Origin of the sequence: Sphaerochaeta sp. S2, from assembly GCF_016406725.1 — a bacterium.
Classification (GTDB): Bacteria; Spirochaetota; Spirochaetia; order Sphaerochaetales; family Sphaerochaetaceae; genus Sphaerochaeta.
Genome location: NZ_JAEKNT010000212.1, coordinates 1 through 16,771, shown reverse-complemented (window position 1 = coordinate 16,771; position 16,771 = coordinate 1). Strand labels below are relative to the sequence as shown.

The 16,771-nt window shown below is 46.8% G+C and carries 12 protein-coding genes and 1 pseudogene; 8 read left to right on the top strand and 5 right to left on the bottom strand.

Going from position 1 to position 16,771, the window contains the following annotated elements:
• Positions 1–341 precede the first annotated feature (341 nt).
• The 8 genes and pseudogenes from JF818_RS05995 to JF818_RS05960 all read left to right on the top strand — a co-directional run bounded on the left by JF818_RS05995 (position 342) and on the right by JF818_RS05960 (position 9,162).
• Positions 342–1,694, top strand: a complete 1,353-nt coding sequence (locus tag JF818_RS05995; protein ID WP_198891089.1) for an ATP/GTP-binding protein — start codon at positions 342–344, stop codon at positions 1,692–1,694.
• Between the two features lies 1 nt (position 1,695).
• A complete protein-coding gene (locus JF818_RS05990) occupies positions 1,696–2,337 on the top strand; it encodes an RloB family protein (protein WP_198891088.1) in 642 nt (213 codons plus the stop codon).
• Between the two features lie 31 nt (positions 2,338–2,368).
• Positions 2,369–2,542: pseudogene (locus JF818_RS05985) on the top strand (MlrC C-terminal domain-containing protein); the annotation flags it as partial.
• A 184-nt stretch (positions 2,543–2,726) separates the two neighbouring features.
• Entirely contained in the window at positions 2,727–3,980 is a 1,254-nt protein-coding gene (locus tag JF818_RS05980; protein WP_198891087.1) for a sugar ABC transporter substrate-binding protein, read from the top strand.
• A gap of 84 nt (positions 3,981–4,064) precedes the next feature.
• Positions 4,065–4,955 (top strand): carbohydrate ABC transporter permease, encoded by an 891-nt coding sequence (locus tag JF818_RS05975; protein WP_198891085.1) that lies wholly within the window; start codon positions 4,065–4,067, stop codon positions 4,953–4,955.
• A complete protein-coding gene (locus tag JF818_RS05970) occupies positions 4,948–5,772 on the top strand; it encodes a carbohydrate ABC transporter permease (protein ID WP_198891083.1) in 825 nt (274 codons plus the stop codon). Before JF818_RS05975 ends, JF818_RS05970 begins: the two co-directional genes overlap by 8 nt.
• 3 nt (positions 5,773–5,775) lie before the next feature.
• On the top strand, positions 5,776–8,118 hold the full coding sequence (locus tag JF818_RS05965; RefSeq protein ID WP_198891081.1) for a TIM-barrel domain-containing protein: 2,343 nt from the start codon (positions 5,776–5,778) through the stop codon (positions 8,116–8,118).
• A gap of 45 nt (positions 8,119–8,163) precedes the next feature.
• Positions 8,164–9,162 carry a LacI family DNA-binding transcriptional regulator gene (locus tag JF818_RS05960; RefSeq protein WP_198891079.1) on the top strand — a complete coding sequence of 333 codons (999 nt, stop codon included), beginning with the start codon at positions 8,164–8,166 and terminating at the stop codon, positions 9,160–9,162.
• A gap of 119 nt (positions 9,163–9,281) precedes the next feature.
• Here JF818_RS05960 and JF818_RS05955 read toward each other — a convergent pair whose 3' ends face one another.
• From JF818_RS05955 to JF818_RS05935, 5 genes are all read right to left on the bottom strand, one after another.
• Positions 9,282–11,120: a 2-aminoethylphosphonate aminotransferase gene (locus JF818_RS05955; protein WP_198891077.1), complete on the bottom strand. Its 1,839-nt coding sequence runs from the start codon at positions 11,118–11,120 to the stop codon at positions 9,282–9,284.
• Complete coding sequence (gene aepY / locus JF818_RS05950) at positions 11,117–12,247, bottom strand: phosphonopyruvate decarboxylase (RefSeq protein ID WP_198891075.1); 1,131 nt, start codon at positions 12,245–12,247, stop codon at positions 11,117–11,119. The genes JF818_RS05955 and aepY overlap by 4 nt, the downstream gene beginning before the upstream one ends.
• A gap of 12 nt (positions 12,248–12,259) precedes the next feature.
• On the bottom strand, positions 12,260–13,558 hold the full coding sequence (gene aepX / locus JF818_RS05945) for a phosphoenolpyruvate mutase (protein ID WP_198891074.1): 1,299 nt from the start codon (positions 13,556–13,558) through the stop codon (positions 12,260–12,262).
• Between the two features lie 58 nt (positions 13,559–13,616).
• Positions 13,617–14,831, bottom strand: coding sequence for a CDP-glycerol glycerophosphotransferase family protein (locus tag JF818_RS05940; protein WP_198891073.1), 1,215 nt, complete (start codon positions 14,829–14,831; stop codon positions 13,617–13,619).
• Positions 14,832–14,837: 6 nt separating this feature from the next.
• The coding region (locus tag JF818_RS05935; protein ID WP_198891072.1) for a hypothetical protein at positions 14,838–16,771 on the bottom strand (1,934 nt) is incomplete at its 5' end.

The window sequence follows — 16,771 nt, the reverse complement described above, 5'->3', positions numbered from 1 at the left end:
GAGCTGGAATTGATCTGACAAGAATCAAGGATACTGGAACAAGGGGAGAGACTGGTAGGGTCTCTCTCCTTTTATTGTATCCAGTGCTTCTATAGAAAGCGAGTTACAGTGGTGTACGTAGTATTACCAGGCGTCCAATATCGTAATCACGAATGCCTCCCTTTGTATGGAGATCTCTTCATGCAGAAAAAGCTTTCTATTCGTAATTTGCATAGGAATTCAATGCAAATAACTAATATTTTTACACTTTAAAAGGTATTTGCTCTTGAAAGCATATATTATTATTGACTCTCCGGATTAATCATCTTATCATAAACATACCCAAAAAGGAGAAAACACCTATGTTAATCAACTTTACCGTTTCCAATTTTAGGAGTTTCAAAGAGGAAGCATTGCTTAATCTTGCTCCTGCTAAACGAATCAAGGAAAAGAGCGAACATGTGTTGCACTCCCCCAAGAATAAGAAAGTAGATGTACTTCCCGTATCTGTTATCTATGGAAAAAACGGAAGTGGCAAAACTACTTTCATCGATGCCTTCTTCTTCATGAAATTGCGCGTAACACAAGATATATATCCCTCTGTTACCCCATTCAGACTAGCAGATACGATGCAGGAAAATGAACCCACTAGATTTTCAATTCTCTTTAAATATCATGACATTGTGTATGACTATGGGTTTTCGCTCCATAAGAAGGTTGTACAGGAAGAATGGCTTTCAGCATATTTCTCGTCAAAACCAAGTCTCCTGTTTGAACGATATAATGAGAACGGAAAGCCTATGGCTACATTTGGACAAGCACTTATCTCCGCAACACCCAAAGGTAAAAACTACCTTGGCTTTATTATGGAAGGAATAAACCAAGAAGAGCTATTTCTTCGTGAAGCAGTCAATAGAAATGTCAAAATCCTTGCTCCTATTATTGAATGGTTTTCAGACCATTGTTTCATCATCATGCCTGAAAGCAAAGTACAAGCACTTGAGTTGCTGTTGCATGATCAGTCTGAAACCCTACAGAAGATAAATAAGCGGATCAAGGAGATGGACCTCGATATTGATGAACTGGACTCAGTACGCAAACCTTTTGATATTGATAAGTTCTGCTCCCGATTTGAAGATGCTGAAGCAGCACAATATCATTCAATGTTTGAGGAGATGCAAGAAAACGAAGCTGTTCCCCTGAATGATGAATATGCGAACCCGCATGGTGTTGTACTGAAGACCGCAGATGGCTTTGAAATGGTCAAGCTGGAGGCCGGATATACAAGGCAGGACGGGAAGCATATTCAATTTGATATGTCATTGGCTTCCAGTGGTATGAACAGAATGCTTCATTTGCTTCCTGCATTGGATTTCATCCATGGGGAAGACACTGTTTTTGTTATTGATGAATTGGAGCGAAGTCTCCATACCTTGCTCGCTCAATACTTTATCAAGAATTTCATAACAGAAACAACAAACTCCCAAATGGGCAACCAACTGATCTTCAGTACCCATGACACCAATCTGCTGGATGCAGATATATTCCGCAGCGATGAAATATGGTTGATCGAAAAAGACCCTGGTCACGGAAGCCATCTCTGCAACCTTGTGGAATTCAAGCTTACCACAGGATTGAACTATGAAAAGGGATACTTGAGCGGCCGATTTGGAGCAATCCCTGTTTTTCATGGAAACCAATTGAGGATTCATTGATATGGCAAGCCATGTAAAAAGAACAAAACCACAATTCCAGAGAGATATTAAGCCCTATCGGGATGCTTTTTTGGTTCTGGTTGCTACTGAAGGTGAAAAGACTGAGGAGCTTTATTTCTCGTTCCCCTTTGTTTCACACAGAAGAGTCAAAGTTCTCCCTATTCCTTCTAAGGATGGATGTTCCGCTCCTGTCTATGTACTAGAAAATCTTAAAGCTACAGCAAAAAAACTTGACCTTGGGAAACACGATAAGCTTTGGCTGGCAATCGATAAGGATAGGTGGAAAGATCAGCAAATAAGAGAGGTAATGGGACAAAAAATAAGAAAAATGCCTATTCAAGTTGCTGTAAGTAACCCATGCTTTGAGCTCTGGCTGTTCCTCCATTTTGCACCTTTACCATCTTTTCCAATTAATTGTTCCAAGGATATGGGAAAAGAACTGAAAAAGGTTAAGAAAAGCTATAGAAAAAACTCATTGAAGCCAGAAGAGTATGAATCCGGGTTTCCTCATGCCATGAGAGAGGCAGGTAAAACGCAAGTAGACAATGACGGTGTACCGATAAATCCTGGTACTCATGTATATCTAATCATGAAGGAAATTCAAGAGCTCAAGACGAATGAAGACAATACTGCTTGCGGGTAAGCTTACAGGTGGAATCTCACAATCTACACAAGTGGTGAAGCTGGGCTATCTGGAACCGGAGATACGCTCGATTGCAAAGCGGTCGATGATGGCACTCACCACCGGAAGCACCGACGAGCTCTTCACCCGCCTGCCCTACAGGGAGCTCTCCAGGCCCATCTACCCGCTTGACGGGGAGTTCGATGCTGAGCTGGAATTGATCTGACAGAGAGAGCAAATACTGACACATATGGAGGACCTCTTTGGTTCTCCTTTTTTTTATAGCCATTTCTTCCCACCATAGAAAAGTTTCCTTGACAGGTAAAAGTTATGGGGTTTATAGTAAAGGAGTAAAAACGTTTTGCGTAAATTTGCATACTTTTATTTTCAAGCCTTATAAGGAGGAAAGAATGAAAAAGATTTTGGGAATTCTCTTGATCTTGGTCCTGGCTGGCACAATAGTGTTTGCAGCAGGAACAAAAGAAGAAACTGGAAAGGATGTTACACTCTCAGTACTCTGGTTCAACGATGCCAATGAGGATGAGGTGTTCCTCAACACTATCGACGACTACTTGCAGGCAAATCCGCATGTAACACTCGACATGCAGATTGTTGCTTACAATGAGTTCGACCAGAAACTGAAGCTGATGATCAGCGGAGGAAATCCTCCTGATCTCGCCCGTATCACCACCAATACGCTTAGTGTTGTTGTCGATAGCCTGGAGCCAATCGACAACCATGTAGCAGACATCGAGGCAGTGAAGGCACAGTTCCTGCCCTCCATGGTTGCATTTGCTTCCAACCCCAAGGGTGAGTTTATTGCTTACCCAACTGAAGCAACTGCCAATGGAATGCTCGTCAACAAGTCTGCTTTTGACAAGGCCGGTATCGAGGTTGATGAAGTCAGCAAGGATTGGACTTGGAGTGAATGGGAATCGGTTGTGAAAGAAGTAGTGGCTGCCAACCCAGAGATGAAGTATGGCTTGACTGTAGACTTTACTCCTCACCGCTTCTCTACCCTCATGTATCAGTTCGGTGGACACTTCTTGAACGAAGACCAGTCAAACATCGAATTCAACAACCCTGGCACCATTGCCGCGATCAAGTGGTTCAAGCACGTCCATGATGCAGGTTTGGTTCCCAAGAGTGTATGGCTCGGTTCCGAGAACCCCGCTGAGCTCTTCCAGGCAGGCCTGGTAGCAGGCCACATTGGTGGGAGCTGGAACATCAACACCTACAACAAGAACGTAGCAGACTTCGAGTGGAAGGCTGTGAGAATGCCCAAGGCTGAGATCAACTCTTCTGTTCCTGGTGGTAAGTTTATCGCTTCCTTCAAGGGAAGCAAGAACCAGGAAGAAGCATTCAAGTTGATGGAAGCATTTGCTGACAAGACTCACAACGAGATGTACAGCCGTGATACCTTCAATATTCCTTCCCGCGTTGATGCACAAGTTTCCTATCCTTCGAACAGTGATGACTTCGAGGTCTTCCTTGAAGAGCTGAAGGTCACCCCGGCCTTTACTGCAAACGAATGGAAGAATACAAACCTGAGCAAGGTTACCACCTACATTCGCGAACAGATTGTAGAGGTACTGCTGGGCAACATCACCGCCGAAGAGGCTGTTGCCAACGTAGACAAGAAGGGCTCAACCTACTTCAAGTAAACTGTATTTTGGATATCGGCTCCTCCTCAGATGAGGGGGAGCACGATTGTTTCTACCGACAGAGAACCTGTCTACCACAACCATATGAAACGACATACCAAGGGAAACTTCCATCAGACAGCAGCACCACTGCTATTCCTGCTTCCCAACATACTCATATTCGGCTTATTCATCATTGTCCCTGCCATCCAGGGGCTGAGGATGTCCCTCACCGAATGGGGTGTATTCACTACCCCCAGGTTCATCGGTTTTGCAAACTTCGTTGAACTCGCTCAAGACGCTGTATTCTGGAAAACATTCAGCAATACCATCGTGTATTCGCTGTTCACTGTCAGTTTGATCATGGTCTATGCTTTGGCCCTGGCCTTACTGCTCTATAAAAACACCATCAAGGGAGAGAAGATATTTCGCTCTCTCTTCTATATCCCTTCCCTGCTCAGCATGATCACCGTCGGTATTGCCTGGCGATTCATCCTGGGTGATGAGATGGGGATTATCAACTACCTGCTTCGCCGATTCGGTGGATCAGGAATACCTTGGCTTACAGACAGCAACCTTGCCATGGTTTCCATCATAGGCGTCAGTATCTGGGCCCAGGCGGGATACTACATGGTTATCCTCATTGCCGGATTGCAGGCAATCCCCATAGAGCTTTATGAGGCTGCCACCATCGATGGTGCATCTAAAACAAAGACCTTCACCGCTATTACACTTCCCTTGCTCAGAAGCACCCTGCTCGTGGTTATGGTGCTCTCCACCATTGCATCGTTCAAGGCCTATGAGTTGATCTCCGTCATGACAAAGGGAGGACCTGGATATGCTACCAAGCTGATAGTCCAACAGGTCTATCAAGTTGCATTCCTCGAGGATCGAATGGGCTACGCAAGTGCCATGTCCATTGTCCTGATGTTGATTATCAGCATTTTTACCTTGGTGCAGTTCAAGTTCAGCGGAAAGGAGCAGGGTTATGAATAAGCAAAGAGTATACAACAGTATCCATTATGTGCTCCTGATCGTCCTGGCACTCGGGACCTTGCTTCCCGTGCTCTGGGTTATACTCTCATCCTTCAAGCCACAGAGTGAATTGTTCCGTGTCCCTCTGACCTTTCTCCCCCAGAAGTGGACTGTACAGAACTATGTCAGCAGCCTCCAGGCTGGGAATTTCCCGGTTTACTTCTCCAATACCGTATTCGTAGCGGTGGTTTCCACCTTCATTACAGTGATGGTTAACCTTATGGCAGGGTACGCACTTGCAAAGTACATCTTCAAGGGAAGAAACCTGATTTTTACCATCATGATCGCCACCCTTATGATCCCCTTGCAGGTCATCATGATTCCAATTTTTCTCCAGTTGAAGAACCTCGGGATGCTCAATTCGCTGTGGGGAATAATCATTCCCCCCGCGGCAACCCCTACTGGGGTATTTCTCGCACGTCAGTATCTGGTGAACCTTCCTGACTCCCTCATCGAGGCTGCACGTATTGATGGGGCAAAGGAGTACTCAATCTTCTTCCGTCTCATCCTCCCGATGAGCAAACCCATTGTAGCGACCATCGCCATCTTCAGTTTCATGTGGAGATGGAACGATTATCTCTGGCCCTTGATCGTAATCACCGACAACAAGAAACAGACAGTGCAGCAAGCGCTGGCGAACTTTGTCGGACAGTTGCAGATCAACTGGTCTGATCTTCTGGCGATGACGACAATCGCCATCATTCCAGTCATTGTCGTCTTTCTCGCATTCCAACGATTCTTCTTCAGTGGTATTGCCGCTGGGTCGGTTAAAGGGTAACTCATGAAACATATAATTCATACACTCCATTCCTGTACGCTTCAGGACACAAAAACAGTAGTAGCTACAGGAGTGGGAGGCCAGCTCCATCTTAGGTTCCACACCCAGGAGATTATTGAGGTTTCCTACCTCTTTGACTCGGTTCTTGTTGATGAGACGCTCTGGGAGGCAAGTAAGTATATTACACAACCTGCCGCCGCCCTCTCTCTGGACAAACCGATTATAATTGCCGAAGAGAATCATGCATTCATCCTTACTTGTGGCCAGAGCCGCATAGTGCTCGAAAAACGGTATGCATCAGTCAGTCTCTGGTACGGGGGGATTCTCCAGCATGGAGGGCGTATAGGGACTGCTGATACGGTACTGCCGGATTACCAAGTCCGTTGTTTCACCAAATCTGGTTCTCAAGACTCTTTTGGCCGATTCAACTTTCCACTCTTCTCTGCCGATGAGTTCTACGGCCTAGGAGACAAGAGTGGGAGCCCGAACAGAAGAGGTCGCCGGTTCTCCATGTTTAACCGAGACTCCTTGGGATATGATGCTGCAAACTCCGACCCCTTGTACAAGTCCGTTCCTTTCTTGCTGAGAATCAACAAGGAGGATCGTGTTACCTGTGGCCTTTTATTCAACCAGAGCCAGATCCGCTTGTTTGACCTTGGCAGGGAGAGTCCCTACTTCTTCTCTGTAGAGGTAGAAGGTGGCCCTTATGGATACATTGCCATGCTTGGGGAGAACTACCACGAAGTTCTGAAGAACTACTATAGCGTTACCGGTTTTCCGGCGCTCCCCCCTCTGTTCAGTTTTGGGTTCTTTGGCTCCTCTATGAACTATGTAGAGAGTGATGATGCTGAGAAGCGTATACTTGCGTACTTCTCCACCATAGAAAAGCACCAGATTCCCTGTGAGGGTATGTATGTTTCCTCAGGATACCTGAAGAGTCCTGACGGAAAACGATATACGTTTCTCTGGAACAAGGAGAAGTTTCCTGACTATAAAGCATTTCTGACTTCCCTTAGCCAGAGAGGCTACAACCTCTGCATGAATATCAAGCCCGGTATCCTGACCAGTCACCCTTGGTACGGGGAACTGAAAGAAAAGGGCTATTTGATCAAGGACCAGGATGGAGAACCCTATGAGGAATTCTTCTGGGGAGGAGAGGCCTCCTTCATTGACTTCAACAATAGTGAAGCGAAACAGTGGTGGAAGCACCAACTCAAGGAACAATACCTGAACCATGGATGCACGGGCATCTGGAATGACAACAATGAGTTGGAGCTTGAAGATTTCGCACTCGAGGCATATAAGACCAAGAGTTTGTATCCCATCAAGATGGCTGAGGCTTCCTATGAGGTATTCAAGGAAGCGCACCCTGACCGTCGTCCCTGGATCTACTCCCGTAGTGGTTACTCAGGCCTACAACGATTTGCAAGAACTTGGTCAGGCGATAATGTAAGTGACTGGAAATCCCTTCATTACAACCAACTGATGGGTATCGGTTTTGGGCTTTCTGGACTGCCCTACTTCGGGCATGACCTGGGGGGATTCTTCGGAGCATTCCCAGAGGAAGAGCTGTTGGTCCGTTCATGCCAGTCTGCGGTTTTCCAAGGGAGGTTTGTTATTCACTCCTGGAGGGAGGATGGCAACCCTACTGAACCTTGGTCGTATCCTACAGCATTGGAAGCGATACGGAGTCTTATTCTCGAACACTATCGCTTCATGCCCTATATTTATACTTGTGCATATGAGGCTGCTGTAAAAGGACTTCCCTTGGAGCGTTCACTCCATCTGGAATTCCCTCTGGATGACTCCCTCTCTCCAAACTACATACACTCTCTCTTCGGACCTTCCTTGTTGAAAGTTCTTGTCACAGAAAAGGGCAAGCAGAGTACCACGGTTTACCTCCCAAAAAACCTATGGTGGTATGACCAGGATGGAAATGCATGGGAAGGAGGAACAGAGGTTCTCCTCAGCTACCCCTCTGGAGGAGAGATTCGCTGGTTTGCGAAGGAAGGAGCAGTTATTCCAACGGCTGAGGGTTGTACCCACCTTCAGGATGCACTGTTTGAGCATGTGGAGCTGCTAGTTTTCCCGATTAAGACTGCTGATAAGCAGGTCACCTCCACCTATTTTGAGGATGACGGGGTAAGCGAACTCAGCACAAACAGGTACAATCTTTGGAAGTTCAAGGTCTCTGGGAACGAGATGACGATTACCAAGACCAAGGGTGGAGCTCCTGTTAAGAAGAACCGGATCTTTACGGTCCGTATCGCGGGAGGAAGAACGTTCTCCTTTGATCCGGATACATTTAAAGAGGGAGTATCTCACAGTTATGCAATCGAAGGGTGACAAACCTATCATGAGGCTTTACACTGGCATTCTAGGAGAGGTGGCATGGGAGACCCTGTGACGATCATGGATGTAGCAAAAGCTGCTGGCGTTTCGCCTGCTACGGTTACGCACGCCCTGAATGGGAAGCGTCCTGTAAGCGAGATGACACGTAAGCGAGTGCTTGCTGCTGTTGAATCCTTGGGCTATGTCCCTTCTTGGAATGCTTCCCGTATGAAGAGTCGTTCTTCAGGGATTATCGGGTGCCTTGCAGCCGATATTACTGAGACGTTCGTGAATCAAATTGTAAGAGGTATCGAGCAGGGGCTCTCTGGTGGGCAACACTCTCTCTTCTTTGTCTCTGGTATTGAGTTCGGAAATGACTTAAAGAAGGCGTATCACTTTTTGAAGAGTCATAAGGTGGAAGGAATATTGTTCTGTCACCATCTTCCGATCTGGAAGGAGTTCAACTTGGATACCCAGAACTCTGACATTCCCATTGTCTCGGTGAATATGGATACCCCGGGGATGATCAGTGTTATCCCGGATAATACCACCGGGGGTTATCAAGCAGCAGAACATCTCTATGGTTGTGGTATGCGCCATCCTGCGATGATCTGTGGCCCAGAAGACCGACTCTCCGTACAAGACCGCTTGCAGGGATTCTCCAGCCGGGTTACTGAGCTCCAGATGCAAATGCCTACCCTGCGCTACTATGGGGGTTATGACTATGACCATGGGTTTGAGGCAGCGGCTGAACTCATGAGAGACAATCCTGAGACTGATGGTATTTTCTGTGCCAATGACTATATTGCTGCTGGCTGTATTGCTGGCCTGCAGAAGATGGGTTATGAAGTCCCTTCCCAGGTACGGGTGGTTGGGTTTGACAACAGGGATTTCTCATCCTTCTGGAATGTCCCCATAACCACCTTTGAGCTTCCTTTACAGGAGATGGGCATCCTTGGGGTAAGTATTCTCAAGCAGGTCATCAGCACAGGGTCCTATGCAAAGACCAAGCATGTGTTACAGTCCAAGTTGATTCCAAGGCAGAGTAGTAGAGGGTGAGGGTTCACCTGTTATTTAGCCAAAGGCATCCTACTGCATAAAATCACAAGAGAATTTTCACTAACGTTGTTACTACACCATATCACTTTCGTGTAGGTTGCCACAGAAACAGTATCTTGCTAACCTTTCAAAAGAGGCTTGAAATACTCCTTCATGAACACAACAAATCGTTCCATTTCATGGGGTTGGATATCTCCGATATTTGCAATCCTGAATGTATTGATATTGCCCAACTTGCCTGGATAGATAGTGAATCCCAAATCCCTTGCCCTATCGTGGAACTCATCAAAGGAGTAGGAAGTATCCGTTGGTTCCAGAATGGCAGTGATGAGATGTGATTGGTTGTTCTTTTCAACAAGCATTTTAAGTCCAAGCTCTTCCACGGCAGCTACCAATACCTTCCAGCACTGAGTGTATCGCTCATATCGCTTTTCTATCGTCTCCTGTTTTGTTTCGATAATTGCCTGACGAAGCGCATTCAAAACCTGCACTGGAGGGGTGAATCGTGTCTGCAAGGTACGGGAGAAGTACTGGTACTGGTCATAAAGATTCATGTAGTAGTTCCGCATCGGCTCATTTTTGAGTTTTTCCAACTCCCTGCGATTACAGAACACAAAACAAGCACCTGCCATCCCCTGGATACACTTGTTGGAAGTGGAGGCCATAAAGTCGATACAATCACGCTCCATATCGATGGAGATGGCAGAAAAGGCACTGACTGTGTCTATAATGGTCACGATACCAAGCTCGTGACACATTTTTCCAATCTCAGGGATTGGGTTCATCAACCCTGTGGTTGTCTCATGATAGACAGCAGCAAGATGGGTAAACTTCCCTTCTATGAGCCTCTTATGTAGTGCTTTCATATCCAAAGCTTCATACGTGGAACTCTCAAAGACCTCAAAGTCCAGCTTATACACTGATGCAATCTTTGCCAGCCTTTGACCGTAAGAGCCGTTGTTGATGACCAGAAGCCTTCCGTCCTGAGGCACACAGGATGAGACCATCACCTCATCAGCCAAGGTACCGGACCCTGCAAAGAGAACCGTTTCATAGGCATCCCTGGATCCAACAAAGTCAGTCAGCTCATCACAGATCCATCGCATCATCTGTCCAAACTCTTCTTCCCTGGGACAAATATCCGTGCATACTTGTGCGTATTTCACAGAATCAGTGGTGGTTGCAGGTCCAGGGTTCAGCAGCACTTCCCGCTGTACACCTCTCAGACTCTCGCTCTCCTTGATCATAGGAAGAATTTTCTCTTTTGCAATGCTGAGGTGGGAAGCATCATCAATCTCTCTCCATGCAAGATACTCAATCTTGCGTACAAAGAGATGCTGACCAGCTTGCTGAGCCCCAACCAGTGCTGTTTCATACTCCATCTTCGGCATATCCTGATGATGGCTCCTTGCAAAGGAGCACATGGTAATCAAGGTCTCGTGTGACAGCTTTGAGATTCCCACCAGCTCAGCATAGGAAGAACCAACAGTTTCCAGCTGCTTGGATATCTGCAGCACCTCCTGTCTATCATCAACGGAGATGTACACCTCGTCACCGGATTGGGTTGTCCCTGATCCCAATACAACGTTTCGGTGCGGGTCATTCAAGAGAGCAAACAGGGCAATGGAGTCATAGACCAGATCGGATTCCAACAGAAGGATGTCACCCTGTACATGGGGAGCACATACTTCCAGGGTTCCCATGCTCCCTGTTTCAGCATAGTTCTCATTGTGCACTGGTACAATTGCAGGGTATTTTTCAGCAAGTTCCTCATACCACTCACTGCAATACCCAGTGCCGATGACAATTCTTTCAATTCCGTGTTCGATCAACTTCCTTACCGACATCTCCACGATGTACTTGCCATCCAGTTCCAGAAACCCCTTCGGTCTGTCCTTGGTAATGTCACCAAGCCTGGAACCAAGCCCTGCACCAACAATTACTGCTTCTCGAATCATCTCTTTTCCTCTGCAATATACTGCATATATGCCTGTTTATTCTCAACCGGAGTCGTCTTTGGACGACCAAGATCCTTTCTGTTTCCCTTCTTCACCATGACCTCAATGCAACACGGTCCGGATATTTCACCAGAAAGGATTTCTGTCAGTTCTTGTGCACTACGTACCTTTGCACTTTTGAGGTAGCCGAGGCTGCTTGCCACCCCACATAGGTCAACCTCTCTCCCCACCGTGGGTTGTCCTCCCACCGAATCATGGGACCCATTGTTCACGATGATGTGGATGTAATTCCCTGGTTTCGTTGTCCCGATGATGGCCATGCCACCAAGGTGCATCAACGCTGCCCCATCACCGTCGATACAGACAACCTGCCGGTCTTTCTTGGCCAAGGCTATACCAAGGGCAATTTGGGAAGCATGTCCCATGGAACCTACGGTTAGAAAATCCTTCTCATGGCCTTCCCCTCTTTGCTCACGAATCTCATAGAGCTCACGAGAAGCCATGCCGGTGGTTGAAACGATGATGGCATCGTCCTGCATGTGGGCTACAATGTGCTGGAGAGCTTCCTCACGGGTCATGCTGCCCGCTACTTCCGCTTTGTTTTTCAGGTTATAGTCAGCGAACAACCCTTTCCTGATGACCAGCGCAAAGGGACTGCTGTTCTCCCTCATAGAGGTGTATGCCGTTTCCACTTGCTTGAGCATCTGATCAGGATCGTCAGAGAGAATCTGGTAGGGAATACCCATGGTCTCAAGCAGTGGGATGGTTACCTTGCCCTGCTTCACATGCTGAGGTTCATCATGGAATCCCGGTTCCCCCCTCCACCCGATACAGAGCAAGAGCGGTATCTGATAGACATCCCCATCGGCCAAGGAGAGCAGTGGATTGACTGCATTCCCCTCCCCGGAGTTTTGCATGTAGACCAAGGGGATGGATCCGGTGGCAAGATGGTTTCCAACTGCCAAGCCCACGGCATTTCCCTCGTTTGCTGCAATGATATGGTGGTCACTGTCAACTGAGTCGCTGATATAGGCACAGAGACTTTTTAAAAGTGAGTCAGGGACACCGGTGAAAAAATCGGTTCCCTGTCCTTGTACTACTTCAATAAATCGTGATGGTGTGATCATACCTACTGCCTTCTACTTGGTTCCTGGAATGAGTTCAAGGATCTGCTTGATCGGCATACACAAAGGATCTGCCTCAAGGGACCTGCCATGTTCAAGGATGGTCTTTGCTGCATTCACCATCGCCGGGTATGCCGCACGAAGCATGTGGTTTGCATAGATGATGAGATTGGCCCCCCACTTTTGGAACTCCTCCTCCGTATACTGGTTGTAGGTGGTTGGAACCAACACCAGGGGGACATGGTGGTACTCCTTGCGGAACCGGATACAGAACTCCTTGATATCCTCCCCGCTCTTATCCTTGCTGTGTATCATGATGCCGTCGGCTCCAGCTTTCACATAAGCCAAACCCCTTTCCAGGGCTTCATCAACCGTACCTCCGGCAATCAGGGATTCAAGGCGCGCGATGATCATGAAATCCTTGGTCACCTGTGCCTGCTTGCCCATACTGATCTTGTTGCTGAAATCCTCGATGGGCGCGAGTTGCTGCTTCACATCAGTACCGAAGAGTGAATTTTTCTTCAGGCCCATCTTGTCCTCTATAATAATGGCCGATATGCCATTCCTCTCCAAGGTACGTACCGTATAGACGAAGTGCTCTGCGAGCCCCCCGGTATCTCCGTCATAGATGATGGGTTTTGTGGTGCACTCAAGAATATCAGTTACCCCCTGCAAGCGGGTGGTTAGGTCTACTGCTTCGATATCGGGTTTTCCCTTGGAGGTCGAATCAGTAAGACTGGAGGACCACATACCGTCAAATGAGTGGTATTCCCCTTCCTTGCAGACGCAGACTGTCTCAGCGATCAAGCCGGAAAGTCCATCATGCACCTCCAGAATCCGTACAATCGGTTTTGCGGCAATGAGACGACGCAGTGTCTTGAGCCGCACCTCAGGTGTGGTACCGATGGCCTTTTGTTGCTCAGCCAGTGCAGTTGAGTTGATGCCCTTGGTATACGGCACCTCAATTACCTTACCCCCCAGATCTTCCATGACATCAAAGACTTCGTCGCGGATCTTGCTGAGCGGGCCGGCAACCCAGTCATCGCCGTGGATGATGTAATCGGGCTTGTACTTGATGAGGTTCGGAACATAGCTCCAATCTTCCTGGGGGACCACTCTGGCAACTCCCTTGATATTCTCAACCACAACTTTCCTCTGCTCATAGGAGAGATACGGCAGTCGCTTATGGGGAGCCAATGCTGAGTCGGTAAGCAATCCTATGATGAGATCTCCGTAGGAGGATCCTTCGTTGATGATGTTAATGATTCCTGGGTGGATGATATCTCCGGTAATTCCCAAATAGACTGTAGCCATGTAATCTGTATCTCCTGTACTGCGTCCTTTTTACTCTACCGCAAAACCATGATGGTGTCTAACAATCCAGCTTTGTAAGTAAAAATTCGGCTACTCGCTCACCACTGGCGCCCTGGTACTGCCATGCAGTCTCTTTGGCCCGCTTCCGATTCTCTTGGAGCAACGTGCTTTTCGATGTTTCCAACAATACATCCCCAATTCTCTGGAAGTCTCTCTCTTGCAGTTCTACACCGATTTCAGGAAGAATCCTGAACTTCCATGGCTCTTCCTCAATATCGTAGGAATCATAGGGACGGGCATCAAAATCAGCATTCACAAACAAGAAGGGTCTATCGAAGAGGAAGGTATAGTCAAAAATCACCCCTGAGAAGTCCGATATCATGATATCCGAACGCGAGAGGGAACGAAGGTTTTCGTTTTCATAGTCCCATTCAAGATTCTCTCTCCCTGCATACCTGTTCTCCAGAGAAGCGAGTACCTCTTTCTCAGATTGTCTCGATTGCGGATGTGGCCTGACAATAATGGTGAACCCCGTCTCTACCAGCGGATCGAGCAGGGCAGAGCCATAACGGCTTAGGATTCCACTCTTACCCCAGGATGGGGCTATGAGAACGGTAAAGGATGTTTTCTCTTCCTTGCCAAGGGAGAGAACCTTCTGTTGCAGCACATCCAGATAGGGACAGCCAACCACAACCAACTCTTTCTTTTGTATGTCACGTTGGTTCTCCAAGGTTCTAAGATGGTCCATCTGGTACGCTCCAGAGAGCAACACAGAGTCATAGTAGTCCAAGCCAAACAGACGGTAGCTGGTTGCATCGTCAACAGAGTGCATAATGTGTGCATAGTGCTTTACCCCACGAGAGCGCTTGAGCTGATAGACATCAAGGCCGGGGGTAGTCATAAGACAAACGTCTGCCTCCAAAAAATTCAGTCGGGTGAATGCCTTGTTCCCCTCTCCGATATACTCACTCGTTATGTGTTGGTACCCTTCCTGGAAGACAAAATCGTCTTCACTTGAGGTATAGAACACAGTAGACACTCCCCTGCTCTCCAATGCATCCAATATTGGCTTGAACACAGTCCAGTACCGTTTTCCTTCCGAATATATCACCAGAGGATAGCGAAGTTTGCTGCCGGTAGCCTTCCCTCCGGAGAATACAAACTTGAGTTTGATAATCGCAGCCTTCCCCAAAAAATAGAGCATGGTCACCAAACCTATCACAATGGAAAACAACATGCTTCCCGTACCGGGGTCTATGTATAACAGGATCATTGAATACTACTCCCTATCATTCATTGGATTCCAATTGGATTCTTCAAATACAGAATCATGTACCGTGAAGCTCCTATCCATCTCGAATTCAAACTGAGTTCCCAGATTTTTCTTTGGATTCCAGTGCACATAATACACATTTGCTGACGATTTATCGATTACCGAGAACAAGTCAATACCGGTAAATGGGTTGACCGTTGAAACAGGAAGGTCTTGTACAACAATTGTGGGAACATCAGCAGTAGTCATAAACTGTGAATCCTCACGCAGGTTTCCCTTTGCATTGAAATCTTTGATGAGCAAGAGAGGATTGTACGAACCAAGAACAACACTATGCCCTGAAAAATCCTTGAATGCCGGGGTAACAATGTCTTTTCCATGATCAGCAACAATAACCAATCGGGTGTTATCATACACCCCCAAGGCTTTCAAAGAATCAAGCCAAGTTCCAATAGAACGGATTGCTGCAATGAATGCATGGTAATGCTTCTGGGTCATTTCAGGATACCCATCTTTCTTGGATAGTGGGCTTGATGTATCTGTAGGGTTGTCCACAGGAACGTATTCAGGAGCTTGTAAGAAGAGGGGGGCATGTGCTGTATCATTCAAATAGAAGGTGTAGGTGCTCTTTTCACTGGTAGCCGTAGTTATCTGTGGCAGATAGTGAAGAAGTGCGTAGGCATTGATGAAACTATCATTATTTTGTGGATTCTCCTGCATGAGAAAATACTTTCCTGAGTCATACAACGTTTTTCGGATAAGAGGCAATGTAGTCTTCAAAATGGAAAATATGGGGAATCGATGGTAGATTGTATTACTCTCATACATAGGATCCCAATCGAGAACATCCTTGTGATCCAGTTTATATTTTATTGAATACGCTCCCTCCAACTGCATGACATCAATCTCAGGGTAAGGTTTGAAAGCAGAAAAATCACTGGCCCATTTATAGTTTGCAAAAGGAGGATCGACAACAGTTACTGCATAGTCTGCCTCCAAGAAAATCCTAGGCAGGACAAGTGTTGCTTCATTATGCTTCGTCACCAATTTCTCAGAATCGCGCTTGTTTATTGCATCCGGTGTATACTCATACCCTCCCATGATAGGAGGCGCACCGGTCAAAGTGCTGGGACCATAGGCTATGCTATTTGGATAATACACAAAACCCTCGTACTGTTCACGGAGCTCTGGAAACTGTTCAAGCGCAATGGGGAAAAAGGAGCTAATTGCCCGATCAAGGAATAGGACGAAGACATTCTCCCCATCTTTACTTAAATTGACCACCGGACTGAGGTCACCCCCAGAAGAGGTGTCTTGCGCATTTTCCTGCAAGTTCCTTGCATGGTCCTTATACTCTTGGGAAATTTGCCAGATGGAATAGCCTCCACTGACCACAGAGGTTAGAACCAATATTGTCAACAGTCCTGTTATGAGTTTTGCACGGTTATGCTTTAGGACATAAAGTATAGCCAGGGCAATAAGAGCACTACACAGAAGTGGCAAGACAGTCATCCCAAGTCCAGCATCAAGCAAGGAAGGATTATCAAAGAGAAGCAACTTATTCACTGTCTCATAGTTTCCTCTAAATACATAGAGATTACATAGGGCAGTCAGTGCCATAAAATTGAAGAGGAAAGCAAGGATGCCCCGCATTTTTTTTGGTGCTATCAAGAAAATAAAGAGAGGCCAGACTACCCACAGTCCGAAAAATACAGCAGCAGAGTTGGCTACGTACGATAAGGGATTCTCGACGGAACCAGTAAAAGCAAATTCTATCGGGGATGACAGGATGAGACTTGCAGGCACCAATATACCACAAAGAAGCCACAGCAGAATGGCCGCTTGCATGTACATGCTCTGGACCTGCTTCTTTTGGCTGGAAAAACCACTCAGATGGCGGTTGTAAATCATCTCGACAATGCGAAGAAGCAGAGGAATTA